The organism is Collinsella sp. UBA1693 (genome assembly GCF_002320115.1).
Taxonomy (GTDB): Bacteria; Actinomycetota; Coriobacteriia; order Coriobacteriales; family Coriobacteriaceae; genus Collinsella; species Collinsella tanakaei.
In genome coordinates this window covers 1-20,217 of the sequence record NZ_DCJT01000005.1, presented here as the reverse complement: position 1 = coordinate 20,217, position 20,217 = coordinate 1, and the positions used below count along the sequence as shown (strand labels likewise).

Below are 20,217 nucleotides of genomic sequence, written 5' to 3'. Positions count from 1 at the left end.
TTCACGGATATAAGACAAAACAATACTTGAATACGATACGTTATATTACGTAATATACAGATAACGAAGAGCCCACCAGAACAGAGAAAGAAGCAGGGGTGGGGGATTCAAAGGCAAGGCAGCACTAATAAAGGAGGAAATGCCATGTTCAACTTTGATGTTCCGCGTTATGAGAAGGTTGTCGGCGATGCGCTCGCCCTTCGTCCCCAGATCGACAAGGCCGTGGATGAGATCTGCGAGCAGGGTTATTCCAACATCTTCTTCATCGGCTGCGGTGGTACCTGGGCCCACACCCTTCCCATGCAGTACTGGTTCGATACCACCACGTCCAAGATCGAGACCCACTGTGTAATCGCTGCCGAGTTCCTTGCTATGGGCCACAAGCGTTTCAACAAGGATTCCGTTTGCGTATTCTCCACTCGTACCGGCACCACGCCCGAGATTATCGAGGCGGCGAAGTACTGCCAGGAGCACGGTGCCCGTACCGTGATGTACGTTTCCAACGACAACACCCCCGCGACTGAGTACGCCGATTATAAGTTCTTCAGCTTTGCCGAGGACGACGTGCTGTGCGAGGCGATTTACACCTATCAGATCACCATGCTCGCACGCTTCCTCAAGAACGCCGGTGACTTTGCTGACTACGACACCTTTATGGATGAATTCGCCCAGATCACCCCGTACCTCATCAAGGCCAAGGAAGCTTACGAGGCTCCCGCCAAGGCCATGGCCGAGGACTTCAAGGACGTTGACTACCACATGGTCGTTGGTTCCGGAATGCTTTGGGGCGAGGCCTACGATTACGCCATGTGCATCCTCGAGGAGATGCAGTGGATTAAGACCAAGTCGATTCACGCGGCCGAATTCTTCCACGGCACCATCGAGCTGTGCGAGGACGACACCAGCATCATCATGCTCTACGGCGAGGATGAGACCCGTCCGCTGATGGACCGTGTTATGAACTTTACCAAGATGCTTGAGGACGAGAAGGGCGTTAAGGTTAAGGTCAACACCTTCGACACTTCCACCGTCGAGCTGCCTTTCTCCAAGCCCGAGTTCCGCAAGATCGTCTCCCCGCTGGTTATCTACACCATCACCGAGCGTCTTAGCTGTCACCTGGAGAACGTGCGCAACCACCCGCTGACCACTCGCCGCTACTATCACCAGATGAATTACTAAGGCAGGCGTCATCCAATCGTTGGCCCGGTTTTGAAGGGTTCTCTTCAATCCGGGCCATCGGTGTTTTTAAGGGGATCAAAATGGTCGTGCAATATATACTCATTGCGCTGGTCGCGTTTGTCGCGTCGATGGACGAACAGCTATTCGGAATTACCATGCTCGGTCGTCCTCTGTTCACCAGCCTTTTCGTCGGCCTTATTCTTGGTGATGTCCAGACGGGCTGCATTGTCGGTGCCGCTCTGGAATCGATGTTCATGGGCGCCATTATGGTCGGTGCCGCAGTGCCTCCCGAGGTCTACGCATCCGGCGTCCTTGGTTGCGCATTCGCCATTATTACGGGTGCGGGTACCGCAGCCGCCGTGGCACTTGCCTTGCCTGTTTCGGTATTTCTCCAGGTCTGGAGGAATTTTTGCTATGCGGTTCCGGGTGCTTTCGCGAGCAAAAAGATCGATGCGGCACTCGCGGATAGGAATCTAGTGAAGGCGAATTTCTACCATCTCACTATCGTTCCGCTTTCCATCGGTATCCCATCCGCCCTTCTGGTTTTTGGTTCGCTCTTTTTTGGCGCCGATCTTATCAACAACGCCCTCAACGCTATCCCGCAGTTCGTCATGGATGGTCTTAACGTTGCCTCCGGCGTCCTTGCTTGCGTTGGTTTCGCTCTGCTTATCAGAACCATGTCGAACGCAAAGCTGCTTCCGTTTTTGTTCATCGGCTTCATCATGGTGATCTATCTGAACATGGACGTTATCGGCGTTGCCGCTGCTGCCACGTGTGTCGCCCTGCTCATCGTATTTAACAAGAGTGCCGATAGGTCTCAGGCTACCGAGGTGGAAGAGGAGGATTTCTAATGAGCGGCTACGAGAACGCCACCGGGGCGAGGGATCATTCCGGTCAAGATAAGATCATGACTCCGGATATATACCGCAGTATGTTCTTAAGGCAATTTACCAGTCAGTGCTCCCAATCCTACGACAAGATGATGGCCTACGGCTTCATGTACACATTGGAGAAGCCGCTTCGCAAGATTTATCCCGATGATGACGACTATTACGCCGCCCTCGATCGGCATACGGAGTTTTTCAACATGACTCCGCACGTTCTGCCCTTTGTCGCCGGCTTGTCGGTGTCTATGGAGGAGCAGGCGGCCAAGGATCCTACTTTCGATACATCATCGATCAATGCGATCAAAGTGGGATTGATGGGCCCCCTATCAGGTATTGGCGATTCATTTTACTGGGGTACGTTCCGTGTCGTTGCTGCGGGTATCGGTATTGGTCTTGCAGCTACCGGTAATCCCTTGGGACCGATCATCTATGCATTGGTCTACTCCGTTATCAATATCGCTACGCGAATCGGAACGGCGCATCTCGGCTACAATGTCGGAACCAAGTTTCTCCAGCAGTCCGCAAGCGGCAATCTGATGGACAACCTTACCTATGGAGCGGGCGTCCTTGGCATGACCGTTGTTGGAGCGATGATCGCCACCATGGTTTCCCTCAGCACCTCTATGGTGTTCAACATCGGGGGATCTGAAATCGAGCTCCAGTCTTTGTTCGACGCCGTGTTCCCGGGCATTCTGCCTTTGATTGCAACGTTTACCTGTGTATGGCTCTATAAAAAGGGAGTCAAGACCATTTGGATCATTCTCGGCATCTTTGCAATCTGCATTTTGGGTACTTGGCTCGGGGTCTTCGCTGCAGCCTAACCCATTTATAGTGATCAGGGTACTTAAACCCTTCGCGCATCATCATTCGAGATTTTAATGCCTTCTATTAGTAATATGGGCGGCACGTATCGTCTCGAGAGGTGATGCGCTTGCTTTCGCTATAAAGGTAAGGATAGGTTTACGGATGCATGTGTGCGTCGGGCTTTAGCGAGCACGCGCAATTATGTAGAATCGAAACAAAGTCTTGGAACGTACTAAAAGGGGAGAAGGGAAGCATCTATGGCTATTCGCGCGATCGCGCTCGATATTGATGGAACGCTGACAAACGATCAAAAGGTCATCACGCCGCGTACTAAGAAGGCGCTGATGGATGCGCAGGAGGCGGGTATAAAGCTCATCCTTTCTTCCGGTCGTCCCGTCCACGGCCTGCGCGCGCTTGCGCACGAGCTCGAGCTCGACCGTCACAATGGCTTGCTGGTCGCGTTCAACGGCGCGCAGGTACGCGATGCCAGCACGGGCGAGGTGCTCTATGATCAGGCTATTTCTGCTGACCTTGCACGCGAGGTGCTGGTTCACATGAAGAAGTTCGACGTCATCCCCATGCTGGTCGATGGCGACCGCCTCTACATTGAGGATGCGTATAACTGCACCATCTACAGCGGCGGCGAGCCCAAGAACATAATCAAGTACGAACGCGATGCATGCAACCTTCGCCTGCATGAGGTGCGCGATCTGGCAGAGTGGTGCACGGTTCCGCAGAATAAGATTCTCACCGCCGGAACGGGCGAGTATCTTCAGAAGAACTACCAGGAGATGGCGGCGCCCTTTAGCGATCGTTTGAGTTGCATGTTCACGGCCGAGTGGTATTTTGAATTTACCGACCGGGGTATCGACAAGGGCCGTGCGCTCTCGTTTGCCCTGCCGCGCTGCGGTATCGACCCCAGCGAGATGGCGGCGTTTGGCGATGGCCAAAACGATCGAGCCATGATTGAGCTCGCCGGCGTGGGTGTTGCTATGGGTAACGCCATTGATGAGCTCAAGAGCGTGGCGGATATGGTTTGCGGCACCAACAACGAGGATGGCATCGCGGGTGCTCTTGAAGAGCTTTTGGCATAGCGGCGATATCTGTTTGACGAGTACAGAGGATGGATGGCAATGGCTGACAAGACGTTTCCCTACAAGGCCGTTATCTTTGATATGGATGGCGTGATCGTCGATACCGAGGCGTACTATCAGCGCGAGCAGCGCAGGTTTGTGAACGAGATGGGGCTGAACGTTTCCGACCAGGAGATTTTGGATCTGGTTGGCCAGTCGCACCAAACGTTTCAGCGCGTGCTGGCGGACTGGTGGTCGCGCGCGGGTCGCGAGCTAACTTTGGATGCCGCGGAGCAAACGTATAGGGACTGGGAGGCGCTGCATCCTTGCGACTACAAGGCGATTTTGAACCCCGGCGTTGCCGACACCATTGACGAGCTGCGCTCGCGGGGTGTTCGCGTGGCGCTGGCATCGTCTTCGCCCATGGACAGCATCTTAGCCGTTCTTGAAGCGTGCGATCTTTCTGATAAGTTCGAGCTTATTGTAAGCGGCAAGGACTTTCATGAGAGCAAGCCCAACCCTGCCATCTATCTCTACACTATCGAGAAGCTTGATCTCGATGCATCCGAATGCTGCTGCATCGAGGACTCCGTGCCCGGTATCGCCGCTGGTAAGGCGGCGGGCCTTACCGTGTTCGCCAAGCGCGAGGATCGCTTTGGGTTCTCACAAGATAGGGCGGATGCCATCATCGACCAAATTCCGGACATCCTGGGTATCGCTTAGCCCATCGCTTGCATTCTTAGCCTAATAATATTCATCAAATTTGCCCTTGCTTTAGTTGTGGAGTAAGGGCGAATTTTATTAGTGCTGCAAAAACACAGAACAACATAGGATGAATCTGCGCCATACTATCCGCATTTAGATGATCGATAGGAGGCGTTATGCGATTCATCAACATCAAGGCAGAGGTTGACCCGGTGGATTACAAGGCGTTTGCCTTTCCATATAAAGGCGTGGTATTTGATATGGACGGCGTTTTGGTCGATACCGAATACCTAGAGCAGCGGTATCTTGAGGAGTATGCGATAGACAGCGGGCTTGATGTGAGCGATGGGGAGCGCATGGCGCTTGTGGGCAGCTCCGGGGCGGATTTCTATGGCGCCATCGTTCGCTGGTGGGACCGAGCCGGCGTTCCGCTCGATATCGCGGGCGCCCGGGCTTCGTATGCCGCCTACGTCAAGGGCGAGTACACAGACAATTTCCAATCGGTTATGAACCAGGGCGTACCAGAGACGCTGCGCGCGCTGAAGGAGATGGGGGTCAAGGTCGCCCTTGCGTCCTCGTCCAGCAAAAAGACAATCGACAAAGTGCTGTCGGACTGCAAAATCGCCCAGCTGTTCGATGTGGTGGTAAGCGGCGAGGAGTTTCGCCAAAGCAAGCCCAATCCAGAAATCTATCTCCATACGCTTGAGAGGCTGGGGCTTTGCGCGGACGATTGCTGCTGCGTAGAAGATTCTGTTCCCGGTATCACCGCTGGTAAGGCGGCCGGCCTTACCGTTTTGGCCAAGCGGGAGGAGCGCTTTGGGTTTTCACAGGATAGCGCGGACGAAATCATCGACCAAATACCTGATCTTTTGAGGCGCGCGGAGCCCGCGGGCGTTTAGCTGTCTTTTGGTTGGTGCGCTAAAATAGTTGATATTGTATCGATGCCGGTGTGAAGGGGACTGTGTTTTCTTATGCGTTCGCAATTGGATGGGAGCTCTTCTGCCCCGCTATACCAGCAGGTGCTCGATTTAATAAAGAGCGACATAGAGCGCGGAACATACCCCATTGATTCGCAGATTCCTACAGAGCTCGAGCTATCCAAGATGTATGGCGTTGGTCGGGTTACGGTTCGCCGCGCTATCGAGGAGCTGGCGGGCGAGGGCTATCTCACTAAACGGCAAGGGCGCGGCACCTTTGTGACCGCCACTAAGATGATTCGCAAGGTGCACCAAAAGGATGACGTCCAGAGCTTTACCCAAGCGTGCGCGGCAAATGGCATGCACGCCGGCGCGCGCGTTGTGTCGCGCAAGACGGTTAAGGCAGACGTCGAACTAGCCGCGTTCTTTGGTGTGGACGAGGGGGCGGACCTCTTGTTGGTGTCGCGCGTGCGCACTGCAGACGGCGTGCCCGTTTTGTTTGAGAACAACTACTATCCCATGGACGGGTTCGAGTTCCTCAAAGACGTCTGCCTTTCCAATTGCTCCATCTTCGAGGTGGTGGGGGAGCGCACGGGCAAGTATCCCGTGGCGTCTGACCCCTGCCGCCTTGAGATTGCGCGTGCGGGCATCAACGAGGCGCGCGAGCTCAAGGTTCCGGTTGGGGAGCCGCTGTTCTTTATGAGCGTAGGGTTCTTGGATGCCGAGGGTGCGCATTTCTGTTATGGAAGGCAGTTCTACGTGGGTTCGCGCTACAGTTTTGATATCTAGGGAATTGTCGAGCCCCGCTTGCGGTTCGATACCGACCGTATATAGAACATCCTAGAACAACTCTATAATTGACTTGACCTCATACCATCTTGCAGGTTATACATAGAACAACCTAAGATGTCTTCCATTGATAGCCGCTATTGGGCAGACATCATAATTTGGACAGGAGGTACAGGAATGTCAGACGCCACCCAGGAGAAGCCCAAGCGTAGATTTCGCTTTCAGCTCCCCCATGTGTACACCATCGCGTTTATGTTGATCATCTTCTTCGCGGTGCTCACATGGCTTGTTCCGTCGGGTCAGTTTGATCGGCAGACCATCCAAACGGCTGCGGGTGAGCGAGAAGTCGCCGTTGCCGGCACGTATCAGGAAGTCGACAAGGTCTATACCGATCCGGAGACGGGGGAGACCGTCGACCTTCGCCAGGGAATCGATGCCGTCCTGCAGGCTCCTACCAAGGGCATCCAGGCCGCGGCGGATGTCGTTGCATTCGTTCTTCTTATCGGCGGCTCGTTTGCTATCGTCACCAAGACCAACGCGCTGAACGCCGGTATGAGTCGCGTGATCAAGAAGTTGAAAAACAAGGATATCTTGATCATTCCCATCACTATGGTCTTGCTCTCGATCTGCGGTTCTACGTTCGGCATGTCCGAGGAGGCCCTGCCGTTTTACGCGATCTTCATTCCCATCATGCTGAGCATAGGCTATGATTCCATGACCGCGTTCATCATCTGCTTCCTTGGTCCCAATCTCGGTTACTGCGCATCCACCATCGACCCCTTCAACGTCCTGATCGCTCAGGGCGTCATCGGCATCGAGGGCAATCCCCAGCTGTGGTTCCGCGCCGTTTTGTGGGTCATCTTTACCGCTGTGGGCATTGCCTGGGCCATGCGCTACGCGCGCCGCGTTAAGCTCGATCCCAAGTCCTCGATAACGTATGAGGACGATAAGCAGAAGCGTATCGAGTTCGCCGTCGCCGATGCTTCCGCTGAGGAGGAGTTTACCCTCCGTCATAAACTGGTCCTTATCGACTTCGCTGTTGGCATGGGCGTCATCGTGTGGGGTCTTGTCACCCAGGGCTGGTACATGAATGAGATCTCCATGGTCTTTTTGGCAATGGGCCTGCTTGCCGGTATTCTTGGCGGTTTGGACGAGAAGACCATCGCCGAGGAGTTTGTCCGCGGCATCGCTGACTTCGCTTACGCTGCCTGCATCATCGGTATCGCTCGCGGTATCCTTGTCGTCGCCGAGGGCGGCATGATCATCGACTCCATCCTCAACTGGCTTGCTGGCCTTCTGGCGGGTGCTCCGTCCTTCATCTACACCACGTTCATGTATATCGTCTTGGGCCTGCTCTCCCTGCTGGTTCCGTCCAGCTCGGGTCTCGCCGCGCTCACCATGCCCGTCATGGGTCCGCTGACCGAGCTCATGGGCCTCAACCCTGAGGCCGCCGTCACCGCACTGCAATTCGCAAACCAGACCATCAACACCATCAGTCCCGTCGCCGGAATGACCGTAGCGGGTCTCGCGGTCGCAAAGATTTCCTTTGGCCAGTGGTGGAAGACCATTTGGAAGTTCTTCATCTTCATGGTTTTGTTCGGCCTGGTCGCGACTATGATCTCCGGCCTACTGCCGGTGTAGGAGGCGTCCCATGTCAGATCGCACTTTGGTTCTACTCTCGCGCAGCATCTTCACGGGTCTTTCCGATGACCCCTTCGACGGGTACATTGCCATCCGCGGCAACCGCATCGAGTCAGTAGGTCCCGCGGGTCAGGCTGAAGCGTACCTGCACGGGGCGGACGATGTTCGCGACCTCGGTTCCAAGACTGTTATGGCTGGTCTTGTCGACGTGCACACATTCTTTACCGGTTGGGTTTTGCGTCGTATCGGCGCCGATCTAAGCGATACGGCATCGGTTGAAGACGTCATCGAGGCGCTGGCCCAGTGGAAGGGGACACGTCAGCAGGCTCCCATGGCGCTGGGTATGAATCTGCCGGAGGCGCTCTTGGGCGAAGAGCTCGTCACGGCGCTGGACGAGCGGTATTCCTCCACGCCCGTCGTCGCATTCACGAACGGCGCGGAGACCTGCGCGCTCAACGCTGCCGCATCTTCGCGCTACGGGTTCACGCCCGACGCTTGCTATGCGGAGAAGATCTGGCGTCTTATGCGCGATTATCTGCCTCTTCAAGAGGTGCGGGACGCATACGACGACTACATGGCCATGCTCAACTCCCGCGGCGTCACCGCTATCAAGGAGATGTGCTTCGATGACTACTATGGTTTCGCGGACGAGATGGCTCGTCGCGAGCGGGAAGGTGAGCTTACCGTTCGCATCGATATGATGAGCCAGCCGGTTGGCCGCGGCGCCGACCTCGATTACGCTTGTTCCGCCCGCGACCGCCTTAAAGGTGATTTCGTTCGGTTTTCCGGCTTCAACCGCATGACCGATCGCGGTGTTTGGTGCGGCCTGGCGGAGATGATCGAGCCATATGAAGACGGGGCGGACGCGGGGGCGGGTGGAAAGACCGTGGTCGAGGAGCCCGAGTGGGATCTCATCGCCCGCGAGCTCGCCGCGATCGATAAGGCTGGATTCCGCTACTCGCTGCATTGCCAGGGGGACGGCGCCGTTCGCAAGACGGTGGATATGTACGAGGGCCTGGCCCATGACGCATCCGGAAAACTCGTCAATAGGCACTCGATTACCGACCTTGAGAACGCGGACCCTGTGGATCTTGCCCGCTTTGGTGCCATGGGCGGCATCTGCGAGGTCTACCCGCAGATCCTCACTCTAGATGATCGCGAGGACTGCCTTGCGATAATGCGGCGCCAAATCGGCGAGGCGAGGCTCTCCCGCAGCTGGAACCGTCGCGCCATGGTCGACGGCGGATGCACGCTGTGCTGCGGTACCGATCTCCCGCTCCTCATTCCGCACCTGGGTGACTCCATCTATAGCGCTTGCGGCGGCTATTTCGCCGATGGCCTGGAGGTGAACCCGCAAAACGCGGTAAGCGTCTCCGAGCTGCTGCGCGCATGGACCTCGGGAGGCGCCTACGACCTGCAGCGCGAGGATGATTTCGGCACTATCGAGGCGGGCAAGCTCGCCGACATCTGCGTTCTGGACCGCGATGTGTTCGCTGTCGATCCCAAAGACGCCCGCGACATCAAGGTGGATCTCACCGTGGTCGATGGCCGGTTCGTCTACGAATCCTGATAGGGGGAGAAGATGCTCAACATGACTTCATCTGCACCGGCTCCGCATTTGCGCCGCGAGCAGGTTGCCGGAATGAACATCCACTACATCATGTGGTCGCTCGACTACTTTCTCGATGTGCAGCAGCGCCTTGGATTCAAGACCATCGAGCTTTGGGCTGCCGAGCCGCATGTGACGCTAGACCATACCGGGTACTTCGAGGCCGACGAGCTCCGTCGCAAGATAGAATCCCGCGGGCTGTCGGTAAGCTCCCTATGCCCGGAGAACGTGGTGTACCCGTGGCAGTACGCTGCGAGAAAGCCCCTTCACGCCCAGCGGAGCCTCGCGTATTTCAAGCACGGTATCGAGCTTGCGGAGGTGCTGGGTGCTCCGTATATGTCCATTAACTCCGGTTGGGGCGATTGGGACGAGGATCGCGAGGAGGCTTGGAAGCGCTCGACAGAGCACTTGTCGATTCTTGCAGACTACGCGGGTGAGCACGGTGTGATGCTCTGCATGGAGAGCTTGAGGCCGGAGGAGAGCAATCTGGTGGTCACGCTCGCGGACGCTAGACGGATGCTCGACCAAGTAGACAGCCCGCATCTCACCCCGATGGTGGACACTACCGCCATGGGGGTCGCGGGCGAGACCCTGGGCGACTGGTTCGATGAGTTTGGTGATTGCGCCATCAAGAACATGCATTTCATCGATGGCGACCCATATGGCCATTTGGTTTGGGGAGATGGCAAGCACAATATGGACGAGTTCGTTTTGTCGCTCAACGCCCATGGCTTTGAGGGGTACCTTGGGCAGGAAATCACCGACGGCAGGTATTTCGACGACCCTGCCGCCGCAGACGAGCGCAACATGCGAGCGTTCGAGAAATATTTCGTCGACTAACTCCATGCGCACCCGCGTCTAGCGAAAATGCCCGACGCCGCGACATATCAGTAAACGTTGGCGGCATCGTCCGCCGTACAGAAAGGAAGCACAACAATGAACGCGCACGATCTCATCGCCGACGCCATCGCCGAGAAAGGCAAGTTCGATAGCGTCTTCTGGGTTGCCTGCGGCGGCTCCCTCATCGACCTGCTGCCCGCCCACGAGCTGCTGAAGCGCGAGGCGACCACCTTCACCAGCGAGGCATATACCGCTCGTGAGTTCGACATCATGCGTCCCAAGCGTTTGGGCGAGAAGTCCCTGGTTATCGCTTGCAGCCATTCCGGCAACACGCCCGAGGTGATCGATGCGTGCACTATCGCCAAGGCCGCCGGCGCCACCGTTATCGCCCAGACCGACAACGCCGGCTCTGGCATCGATAACGGCGAGTGGACGTGCTGGGTCTATCCGTGGGGCGAGGGCGTTCCCCAGGCCGAGGTTCCCGCCGGCATCTCCCTGGCCCTTGCGGCAGAGGTCCTCGACCAGCAGGAAGGCTACGCAGATTTGGCAGACATGTACGCCGGCATCGCCAAGATGGACCAGATTCTTCCCGCTGCTCGCGATAAGGTCAACGCCCAGCTGTGCGACCGCTTCGCCGAGCTTTGCCGGGATCATAAGTTCCTCTACATCCTGGGTTCCGGTCCCGTCTTTAGCCAGACCTATGGATTTGCCATCTGCTCGCTGATGGAGATGCAATGGCAGAGCTGCGCCTACATCCATTCTGGTGAGTACTTCCACGGTCCCTTCGAGGTCACCGAGCCCGGCGTGTTCTACTTCCTGCAGATGTCTTCCAGCGAGTGCCGCGCTATGGACCAGCGCGCGCTTGCGTTCCTTGAGACCCATACGGACACCCTTATGGTTCTTGACGCGATGGACTACGGCATGGATCAGGTTCCCGCCAGCGTCCGCGCCTTCCTCGATCCCATCCTGTTCTACGCGATGAACTGCGAGCTGCGCTCTGCTCGCGGCAAGGTTTTCGATCATCATCCGGACGTCCGCCGCTACATGGGGATCGAGAAGTACTAGACCCCCTATAGCGACTGCCGCTGACGCGATGGCGGGGCGCGGGTCTACCACGTGGGCTTTCAGCGCCCCGTTGTCCGCCGCGGCACGGAAACGTATTTGATTGGAGCTAGCCATGGCAGCATTCCCCATTAGCGTGCTTGGTTTTGGAGACAACGTTGTCGATAAATACGAGCACATCAAGACTATGTACCCGGGCGGCAACGCCGTGAACTTCGCCGTCTTTGCCAAGAAGCTCGGCGTCGAACGCAGCGCCTACATGGGCATCTTTGGTTCCGATGCCGAAGCGGAGCACGTTATCGCTTCGCTCGAGGACGAGGACATTGAGCTTTTGCGTTGCCAGCAGGTTTTGGGCGTCAACGGCGCCGCGCGAGTAACGGTGGACGAGACCGGTGACCGTATCTTCCTTGGGTCTAATGAGGGCGGTATCCGCGGTGATATGCGTTACGTGATCGATCGTTTTGCCGCCGAGTACGTTCGCGGTTTTGATCTGGTGCACAGCGGCAATTACTGCTTCACCGAGCGAGAGCTGCCCAAGATTAAAGCTGCCGGCGTGCCTATCAGTTTCGATTTCTCCGATGACTCGACCGATGAGTACTTCGAGCAGATAGCGCCGTTTGTGACCTATGCCTTCATGTCGATGGGTGATGCGTCGCTGGAGGATATCAAATCGAAGCTCGAATGGGTGAAGGCTCTGGGTCCCCAGATCGTGTGCGCGTCTCGCGGCAGCAAGGGCTCCGTTGCATACGATGGAGAAAACTTCTACGAGCAGGGCATCAAGCCCGTCGCGCCCGAGGACCTCAAGGATGCCATGGCGGCTGGCGACTCGCTGCTGACGGCGTTCTTGGTTACCTACCTCTCAAAGCAGAAAGCGGGCGACGGCGGCGCGGACGCGATTCGCGATAGTCTGGACTTCGCTGCGAGCTTTGCTGCCGAGACCTGCAAGGTCGAGGGCAGTTGGGGCCACCCGCTTGTGTACGAGAGCTAAGATATTCGCCGTGGCGGGGTGTCTTGGGCGCCCCGCTTTGCGTTAGGAGTTAGTATGGCTGTCCGTGCTTGCGCGGCTGGATTTTGCTGCGCCGACGTATACCAAGACCTCGATGTTTTTTATCCCACTGGCAACGGAGTCGATTGGGGCGTTCATCTGTCGCGGATGGGAGTTCCCGTTTCCGTCGTTTCCGTTGTCGGCGATGATCGCTATGGTGAGAAGATGCGCGAGGCGCTCGCTGCCGAGGGATTGGATATATCCCATTTGCGTGTCGAGCCGGGTAATACCTGCGTGATGCTCATGGCGCTTAAAAATGGATGCGACCGCGTTCACCTGGAAGCAATCGATGGCGTCATGGAGAATTTCGCGCTCACCGCTGAAGATGAGGAGTTCGTGCTTGGGCACGACCTGATCCATACTGATTTGTTTGGAAACTGCTTGGGCAGCCTTCCTGCGTGGCATGGCGCGGGCAAGACCGTTGTTATGGATTTCTCCGTATTCAGCCAAGATCCTCAGTACCAGTGCGAGGAGCTCTTTCCCTTTGTCGACTATGCCTTCATGTCGTTTGAGGAAGATACCCCCGATCTTCGGGCATGGCTCAAGAAGGTCCAAAGCCTTGGCCCGCGTGTCGCGATCGCGACCCTGGGAGAGAAGGGCAGTATCGCCTTCGATGGCGAGCGCTTCCATGAATGCGGCATAGTCGAGGCCGGCGAGGTCGTGAATACGGTGGGAGCGGGCGATTCCTATATCGCGGGATTTACCCATGGCCTGATCACGGGTTGCGATCTCGACGACTGCATGCGCGAGGGCGCCGAGCTCTCGTCGCGCGTTATCGGGCGCTTCGAGCCATATTAGGGGGTCCGCGACATGTTGATAGATATGCACGTTCATCCTTTGCTCTATAGGGAGATCTATACACCCGGCGACGCGCCGGATGGATTCTCCTTCTGGGAGCGCGAGTTTGGCATGGGGCATATGGGACCCATGGATTGGGATGAGATCGAGGTCGAGCTCGATGTCTGCAGGGTTGATAAAAGCGTGCTCATGCCGCTGGACGTTACATGCGCTGCGGGAGGGCGCTTTGGCACTAACGAGCAAATCGCCGCTCTGGTCGCCGCGCATCCCGATAGGCTCTGGGGCTTTGCGAGCGTCGATCCCGGTTTGGGGGATGCGTCCGAATCGCTTGAGCGGGCCTTTAAGGACTTGGGGGCAAAAGGGCTGTTCCTGCATCCCGCTAAGCAGGGGTTCGATCCCGGTGATCCACGCGCTCAGCAGCTCTATCGTATCTGCGAAGACTACAACAAGCCAGTTATGTTCGATGCTGGATTGTCTTGGGAGCCTTCAGCGCCGCTGTCCGCCTGCCATCCGTTGGCTTTTGAGCGAGTGATCATGTCGTTTCCTCGAGTAAGGTTCTGCCTTGCCCATTTCGCGTGGCCGTGGGTTCGCGAAATGGTCGCCATGATGCTCAAATACCCCAACTGCTTCACCGAGACCTCGATTACCTACCTTGATTCCCCTGAAGAGATGATGATGCGCCTGTTCACCCAGGATATGGGTCCGTTGTGGTATGAGAGGAGCCTGTCATACCAGGTGATGTTCGCGAGCAACACGCCTCGATTCCGCGCTTTCAAGTTGAAGCGGGCGCTTGACGCCGTTCCCATGCGCGAGGATGCGCGCGAGAGGCTCTATGGCGGTACGGCGGTTCGATTCTTGGAGGGGGAGATTTGTGATGGTAACGCTTGAAACCCTATCGTATCTAAGTGAAAAGCCCGAGCAGTTTATCGATATCACCAGCGATGTTCACGCCGCTATAGAGCGTAGCAGCGTAACAAACGGTCTTGCCGCAATCATCCTGTCGCATACCACCTGCGGAATCGTGGTAAACGAAGGCCTTCCCTGCGTCGAGACGGACCTTGCTGACGCCCTTGACCGCATCGCGCCGCTGGATATGCCCTATGCACACGCCCATTTCCTTCCCAGCTATGGAGCGACGGGGAACAATTCCTGCGGTCATATCAAGAGCATGATTACCGGAAATAGCTGCCTGTTCCCGGTGAAAGACGGCAAGGTGGTGTGTGGCGGGGCCCAGAACATCTATCTCGTGGAGTTCGATGGGCCGCAGCGCAGGAAGATCTACGTTGAGGTTCTGGGGGAATAGATCGGTTGAGCCCGTGGCGAGATGGCGCCTGCGGGCTCGTTACGGCGATTCTGTCATACATGATAGGAGTGAACATGTCATTTCTTTCCGAGCTCTTTGGCACCGAGAAACCCATCATTGGGCTGCTTCACCTCAAGGCGTTGCCTGGAGACCCCTTGTACTATCCGGGTGGGTCCATTTCATCGGTTGCGGACGCTGCCAAGCGAGATTTGGATGCCCTGCAATCCGGAGGGGTTGACGGCATCTTGATAACCAATGAGTTCAGCATGCCGTATCAAAAGCGCGTGTCCGCCGTGACGCTTGCTGCTATGGGGCGTGTTATCGGTTCCCTTGCAGATCAGATATCTCTGCCCTGGGGCGCCGAGGCCATCTACGACGGCGACGCCACCATCGAGCTGTGCGCCGCTGTGGACGCCACGTTCACGCGCTGCATGTTCACCGGCGCATGGGCGGGCGATTTGGGTCTCATCGATCGAGACTTCGCGCATACCATGCGGCTCAAGAGCGCCTTGCGCCTGGATAACCTCAAGCTGTTTCACTTTGTGACCAGCGAGGGCGAGGTGTACCTCAATGACCGTACCACGGCACAGATTGCCGATTCCATCATGTTCAACTGCATGCCCGATGCCCTAGTGGTAGGAGGAGAAGCGCCCGGCCGCGGTCCCTCTTCGGACTTGGTCAGCTCTGTTCGCGAAGCGGCATCCGGCGTTCCCGTGGTATGCGGAACGGGTTGCCGGGAGGAGACGGTTGCGGACGTGTTCTCGCGCTGCGACGGTGCCTTTGTGGGAACGTGCCTCAAGCGCGACGGCATCTTTTCCGAGCCGGTCGATGCCCGGCGCGTCGCATCGTTCATGGCGGCGGCGCGGGACGCTCGCGAAAGAATGGGGGAAGGATGATGAAATACTATCTTGGTATTGATATCGGTACGGGGGAATCAAAGGGCGTACTTATCGATTCCGGATGCAGGGTGGTATGCTCGGCCACATGCTCGCACGAGACGGACAATCCTCGTCCAGGATGGTTCGAACACGACGCCGAGCGAGTATGGTGGGGCGACTTCTGCAAGCTTTCTCGTGAACTTCTCGCTCGCTCGGGTATCGAGTCGACTTCAATTGGTTGCGTTGGGCTTTCTGCTTTGGGCTGCGATTGCTTGCCGGTGGACGATGAATGTCGCGCCCTAGCGCCCGCGATTCTTTACGGAATTGATGCGCGCAGCCAGCCGCAGATCGATATCCTCCTTTCAACATATGGCGAGGCTGGGGTGCGGCAGATGATTGGACACGACCCCTGTTCGTCGGATATCGCTCCCAAGGTGATGTGGTTTTACGACAACATGCCCGAGGTCGCTTCAAAGGCGGCTAAGTTTCTGACGGCGTCCTCCTATCTTTGCGCGAAGCTCACGGGGCGCTTTTGCATCGACCGATACCTTGCGGAGGATTTTCTGCCCATGTATAACCGCGATACGTGGGAGGTTGACAAAGAGGGCTGCAAGGGTTTTTGCCGCCCTGACCAAATGGCCGAGGTCATGAGCGCTACGGATATCGCCGGTGCGGTAACGATGCGAGCGGCGGAAGAGACCGGGCTCGCCCCCGGCACGCCGGTGCTAGTGGGCACCGGGGATTCCGGTGCGGAAGCCATCTCGACCGGCGTGGCGGTGCCTGGCGACATGATGGTTCAGATGGGGAGCAGTTGCTACTTCATCTACCTCAGCGATCGAATGGTCGAAGATGCTCGCTTGTGGCCGGGCACGTTCATCATCCCAGGGACATATGGAATCTGCGCGGGTACCAATACCGCTGGCACGCTCACCAAATGGGTGCGCGACCAGTTCTATCGAGACGCGCTTCTGGACGAGCGCGCCGGGGGTCCCAACGCGTTCGAGGTCATGGCCCGCGAGGCCGCCGATGTTTCTCCCGGTGCGGACGGTCTTGTGTGCCTGCCGTATTTTGCTGGCGAGCGCACGCCTTTAAATGATCCTGCGGCACGCGGCGTATTGTTTGGATTAACCGTCGGACACACGCGCGGACACGTTGCGCGTGCGACGATCGAGGGTATCGCATTCACCGTTGCGGCCCATGTGGATATACTGGAACGCGAACACGGGCTTGTCATCAATCGGCTTATGGCGGTGGGCGGGGGCACCAAGAACCCCGTATGGCTCCAGGCGGTCGCGGATGCATGCGGTAAACAGGTTCGCACCGCGCGCGTTACCATAGGAGCCTGTTTTGGCGACGCGTTGATGGCAGCTCTTGCTTGTGGTGAATGCACCTCTTGGGACGAGCTTGTTCAGCGAGTCGGGGAGGGTGGGGTGATCGAGCCCGATCCCGTGGTTCATAAACTCTATCAAACTCGACGGAGCGTGTTTGACGAGCTGTATCAGAGGAATCGCGACCTCATGCACGCTCTCGGCAATGGCCTTGGGTGATAGTAGCCCGAAGGTCACGAATATTTGCTGCGACCATTGGCGTCGCTATGCGATGATTGGAGAGGATGTGATGGGTATGAGGTCTGTACTGTGCTTTGGTGACAGCAACACCTTTGGATATGACCCTCAGGGTGTAGCGAGCGGTACAAGGTTTCGCTATCCGGTCGATGTGCGCTGGCCCGGAGTTCTACAAGGGCTGCTGGGGCCTGATTGGCGGATTGTCGAGGAGGGGCTTTGCGGCCGCACCACGGTGCATCGGGATCCCTTTGAAGGCGGCCTGTGCGGTTTGGACGAGCTGCCGGTGGCGCTCGCCAGCACCCAGCCTATAGACTGCATTGTTTTGATGCTAGGCACCAATGACATGAAAACCTGCTTCAATCTTGCCGCGAACGACATCGCCCGCGGTGTCGAGTCCCTTGTGCTTGCCATCAAGCGTTTTCCCTGGGCGGTTGGCTGCTGGGAGCCAATGATCCTCGTTGTGTCTCCGCCGCATATTGGCGAAGGCGTTCACAACGTGGTCCTTTCATCTTTTGGCGAGCATTCGGTGCGCGTTTCGCATGAGGTTGCGGAAGCGTATCGCGTGGTTGCGGATGAGCAAGGGTGCGCATATCTGGATGCGTCCAAGGTGTGCGAGCCCAGTCCTATCGACCATATTCATATGACCCCTCAAGGGCATGGGGAGCTGGCTCGCGCAGTCGCTAAAGCTATCGGGGAGATGTTCTCGCCCTAAAGCGCCGCGCCGTGATTATCCTAGGAGCTCCTGGCTGGTTTGCGATATGCTGCCGGCTAAGAGCTCTTTTCGCTCTTTTCGGATATCGTCCAACACATCGAGCGTTTGCGTTAGCTCACCTGCAAGGGCCTGCGCGTCGCCCGGGTCTCCAAGCTCCTTTGGCGCATCGGTTTCAAGAAGCAGCTTGTCCAGCGGAATCTGCCGTGCGTATTCGCGCCCGCGCTTGGTGGCGAGCATGCGCGCATTGACGGAAAAGTAGCAGCCCAAAGCGCGGGCTCGGGCAAGTTCGTCGCTAGTGCCCGAGAACCAGTGGAAGATGCATGTCGAGTTGTGCGGCATGTCAAAGCGCTGCAGGGTGTCGAGCGCCTCGCTTGCCGCGCGTACGGAATGGATGGAGATGACTCGTCCCGTCACGGGATGCTCTGCGCAAGATTGGATGATCCAGTCGAATGCTTCTTGCTGCTGCGGTGCGGTCGCCATGCGCCCGCCGCTGAAGTCGAGACCGATCTCGCCCACAAAACGTGATGCGGCGCACATGAGCGCTGCCCGTGCAATGTCCTCTTCACCGCAGGCTCCGCTGGCGATCCACCAGGGATGCAGGCCGCACGCAGCGCGTACGTTGGCGTGATGATTCAGCCGCGCGGACCCGTTGGCATCGGTAGGGGAGACCGTCACGTTGAGCAGGACAAGGCCTAGCTGCTCCGCCTGTTTCGCTACCTGGTCCGCGTTCGGCATGGAACCAAGGTGGCAGTGCATGTCATACAAATGCTCCATATCGCGAATCACGACTTCTTTTTGGACGATGGCCCCTTGCGCCCCGCAAGCGCCCCTCGCTGCGCGGCATCATGCATGGCGAGTGCTGCGGCGGTATCGGACTGCGCGCCCACGCCGGATATTTGGCGAATGACCTCGCCCGCGATCATCTGGCCCATGATGGGCGGCATAAAGGATGCGGTGCCAAGGTCGCTGCGCTCGCTGCGCACCGCGCCCTCGCGCGCCTTAAGGTGCATGGGCTCTTCGCAAGAGTAGAGCACTTTAAGGTGACGGATTCCGCGCTTGCGGCACTCTTTGCGCATGATGCGCGAGAGCGAGTCGTTAACCGTTTTATGGACGTCAGCGATGCGCAGGCATTCTGGATGCAACTTGTTGGCGCCCCCCATGGAACTAATGAGCGGCAGGCTTCGCTCTTGGGCGAGTTTGGCGATGGCGAGCTTGGTCGAGACGGTATCGATGGCGTCCACAATGTAGTCAAAAGGTCCGCCGCATTCCCGTTCCAGCTGCGCCAGGAGTTCCTCAATGTTTTCCGCGAGCACAAATGAATTGCGGGCTATCACGCGGCAGCGCGGGTTGATGTCGCGGATCATCTCTTCCGTCACGTCGATTTTGCGACGGCCGATGGTGCTGTGGTATGCGATGGCCTGGCGGTTGATGTTGCTGGGGGCAACTACGTCTTTGTCGACGATTGCGAGAGTGCCCACGCCGCCGCGCGCCAGGGCTTCAATGCAGTTGGAGCCCACGCCGCCGCAGCCAAAGACCGCTACGCGGGCTTGGTTTAAACGCTTGACGCCGTCTTCGCCCAATATGACCGCGAGCTTGGTGGTCATGGTCTCTGCGGGCTGGTTGTCGGCTTGCGTTGTTTGCTGCTGCGCCATCGGCTTCCCTTCGTAGCGAATGCTTATTGGAAAACAATATAGGTAAGAGTCGTTCCACCATTATGCGTCAATCCGGGTATTGCTGACTGTTCCGTGGGTGGTGCCAGCAGAATTCATCAAGATTTTCCGCAGGGTTTTGTTTCATGCGACAATAAACCCGTATGACTGAGGAGCCCCTTATGAAACGGAGCTTATATGGCCGAGTTTATCTACCAGATGTATCAGGCGCGCAAGGCGCATGGCGACAAGGTGATTTTGGACGATGTCACGCTGTCGTTCTACCCCGGCGCTAAGATCGGCGTGGTTGGCCCCAATGGCATGGGCAAGTCAACCTTGCTCAAGATCATGGCAGGCATCGAGGAAGTCTCCAATGGCGATGCCCGTCTTACCCCCGGCTACACCGTGGGCATCCTTCAGCAGGAGCCCCCGCTGGACGATGACAAGACCGTGATTGAAAACGTCCGCATGGCGTTTGGCGACATCCTTGCCAAGGTCGACCGCTTCAACAAGATCGGCGAGGAGATGTGCGATCCCGATGCCGATATGGACGCCCTGATGGCCGAGATGGGCCGCCTGCAGGACGAGATCGATACCGCCGACGGCTGGGATATCGACTCCAAGTTGGGCGTCGCCATGGACGCGCTGCAGCTGCCCGATTCGGATATGCCCGTCAACGTCCTTTCCGGCGGCGAGCGCCGTCGCGTCGCGCTGTGCAAGCTGCTCCTCGAGGCTCCCGACCTGTTGCTTTTGGACGAGCC

At 57.4% G+C, this 20,217-nt stretch carries 21 protein-coding genes; 19 read left to right on the top strand and 2 right to left on the bottom strand.

Features of this window, described 5'->3' with window-relative positions; translation table 11 throughout:
• Window positions 1-144: 144 nt before the first annotated feature.
• The 18 genes from B3H65_RS02380 (at window position 145) to B3H65_RS02295 (ending at window position 17,807) form a co-directional block, all read left to right on the top strand.
• Window positions 145-1,179: an SIS domain-containing protein gene (locus B3H65_RS02380; RefSeq protein ID WP_286683991.1), complete on the top strand. Its 1,035-nt coding sequence runs from the start codon at window positions 145-147 to the stop codon at window positions 1,177-1,179.
• A gap of 80 nt (window positions 1,180-1,259) precedes the next feature.
• Window positions 1,260-2,030: a PTS mannose/fructose/sorbose/N-acetylgalactosamine transporter subunit IIC gene (locus B3H65_RS02375; RefSeq protein ID WP_286683990.1), complete on the top strand. Its 771-nt coding sequence runs from the start codon at window positions 1,260-1,262 to the stop codon at window positions 2,028-2,030.
• A complete protein-coding gene (locus tag B3H65_RS02370) occupies window positions 2,030-2,887 on the top strand; it encodes a PTS system mannose/fructose/sorbose family transporter subunit IID (protein WP_286683989.1) in 858 nt (285 codons plus the stop codon). Before B3H65_RS02375 ends, B3H65_RS02370 begins: the two co-directional genes overlap by 1 nt.
• Before the next feature lie 240 nt (window positions 2,888-3,127).
• Window positions 3,128-3,964 carry a Cof-type HAD-IIB family hydrolase gene (locus B3H65_RS02365; protein WP_009140186.1) on the top strand — a complete coding sequence of 279 codons (837 nt, stop codon included), beginning with the start codon at window positions 3,128-3,130 and terminating at the stop codon, window positions 3,962-3,964.
• Between the two features lie 39 nt (window positions 3,965-4,003).
• Window positions 4,004-4,666: an HAD family hydrolase gene (locus B3H65_RS02360; RefSeq protein ID WP_286683988.1), complete on the top strand. Its 663-nt coding sequence runs from the start codon at window positions 4,004-4,006 to the stop codon at window positions 4,664-4,666.
• 158 nt (window positions 4,667-4,824) lie between these two features.
• The gene (locus tag B3H65_RS02355; protein WP_286683987.1) at window positions 4,825-5,547 is read left to right on the top strand and encodes an HAD family hydrolase; all 723 of its coding nucleotides are present in this window, start codon (window positions 4,825-4,827) and stop codon (window positions 5,545-5,547) included.
• A 72-nt stretch (window positions 5,548-5,619) separates the two neighbouring features.
• The gene (locus B3H65_RS02350) at window positions 5,620-6,354 is read left to right on the top strand and encodes a GntR family transcriptional regulator (protein ID WP_286683986.1); all 735 of its coding nucleotides are present in this window, start codon (window positions 5,620-5,622) and stop codon (window positions 6,352-6,354) included.
• Window positions 6,355-6,531: 177 nt separating this feature from the next.
• Window positions 6,532-7,995: a YfcC family protein gene (locus B3H65_RS02345; protein WP_286683985.1), complete on the top strand. Its 1,464-nt coding sequence runs from the start codon at window positions 6,532-6,534 to the stop codon at window positions 7,993-7,995.
• Between the two features lie 10 nt (window positions 7,996-8,005).
• Window positions 8,006-9,565 (top strand): amidohydrolase, encoded by a 1,560-nt coding sequence (locus B3H65_RS02340; protein WP_286683984.1) that lies wholly within the window; start codon window positions 8,006-8,008, stop codon window positions 9,563-9,565.
• Between the two features lie 12 nt (window positions 9,566-9,577).
• On the top strand, window positions 9,578-10,444 hold the full coding sequence (locus B3H65_RS02335) for a sugar phosphate isomerase/epimerase family protein (protein ID WP_286683983.1): 867 nt from the start codon (window positions 9,578-9,580) through the stop codon (window positions 10,442-10,444).
• A gap of 96 nt (window positions 10,445-10,540) precedes the next feature.
• The gene (locus B3H65_RS02330; protein WP_270480285.1) at window positions 10,541-11,509 is read left to right on the top strand and encodes an SIS domain-containing protein; all 969 of its coding nucleotides are present in this window, start codon (window positions 10,541-10,543) and stop codon (window positions 11,507-11,509) included.
• 112 nt (window positions 11,510-11,621) lie between these two features.
• Window positions 11,622-12,494: a PfkB family carbohydrate kinase gene (locus B3H65_RS02325; RefSeq protein ID WP_286683982.1), complete on the top strand. Its 873-nt coding sequence runs from the start codon at window positions 11,622-11,624 to the stop codon at window positions 12,492-12,494.
• Window positions 12,495-12,548: 54 nt separating this feature from the next.
• The gene (gene frlD / locus B3H65_RS02320) at window positions 12,549-13,349 is read left to right on the top strand and encodes a fructoselysine 6-kinase (protein ID WP_286683981.1); all 801 of its coding nucleotides are present in this window, start codon (window positions 12,549-12,551) and stop codon (window positions 13,347-13,349) included.
• A 12-nt stretch (window positions 13,350-13,361) separates the two neighbouring features.
• Window positions 13,362-14,237: an amidohydrolase family protein gene (locus B3H65_RS02315; protein WP_286683980.1), complete on the top strand. Its 876-nt coding sequence runs from the start codon at window positions 13,362-13,364 to the stop codon at window positions 14,235-14,237.
• A complete protein-coding gene (locus tag B3H65_RS02310) occupies window positions 14,224-14,652 on the top strand; it encodes a secondary thiamine-phosphate synthase enzyme YjbQ (protein WP_286683979.1) in 429 nt (142 codons plus the stop codon). Before B3H65_RS02315 ends, B3H65_RS02310 begins: the two co-directional genes overlap by 14 nt.
• Before the next feature lie 74 nt (window positions 14,653-14,726).
• On the top strand, window positions 14,727-15,548 hold the full coding sequence (locus tag B3H65_RS02305) for a BtpA/SgcQ family protein (protein ID WP_286683978.1): 822 nt from the start codon (window positions 14,727-14,729) through the stop codon (window positions 15,546-15,548).
• Window positions 15,545-17,077: an FGGY-family carbohydrate kinase gene (locus B3H65_RS02300; RefSeq protein ID WP_286683977.1), complete on the top strand. Its 1,533-nt coding sequence runs from the start codon at window positions 15,545-15,547 to the stop codon at window positions 17,075-17,077. The genes B3H65_RS02305 and B3H65_RS02300 overlap by 4 nt, the downstream gene beginning before the upstream one ends.
• A gap of 70 nt (window positions 17,078-17,147) precedes the next feature.
• Entirely contained in the window at window positions 17,148-17,807 is a 660-nt protein-coding gene (locus tag B3H65_RS02295) for an SGNH/GDSL hydrolase family protein (protein WP_286683976.1), read from the top strand.
• A gap of 15 nt (window positions 17,808-17,822) precedes the next feature.
• On the opposite strand, the gene B3H65_RS02290 is transcribed toward B3H65_RS02295, so the two are convergent.
• Complete coding sequence (locus tag B3H65_RS02290; RefSeq protein ID WP_278562335.1) at window positions 17,823-18,581, bottom strand: TatD family hydrolase; 759 nt, start codon at window positions 18,579-18,581, stop codon at window positions 17,823-17,825.
• An 8-nt stretch (window positions 18,582-18,589) separates the two neighbouring features.
• Entirely contained in the window at window positions 18,590-19,459 is an 870-nt protein-coding gene (locus tag B3H65_RS02285; RefSeq protein WP_286683975.1) for a tRNA threonylcarbamoyladenosine dehydratase, read from the bottom strand.
• A gap of 195 nt (window positions 19,460-19,654) precedes the next feature.
• Here B3H65_RS02285 and B3H65_RS02280 point away from each other — a divergent pair.
• A partial coding sequence (locus B3H65_RS02280) for an ATP-binding cassette domain-containing protein (protein ID WP_286683974.1) occupies window positions 19,655-20,217 on the top strand: 563 nt, incomplete at its 3' end.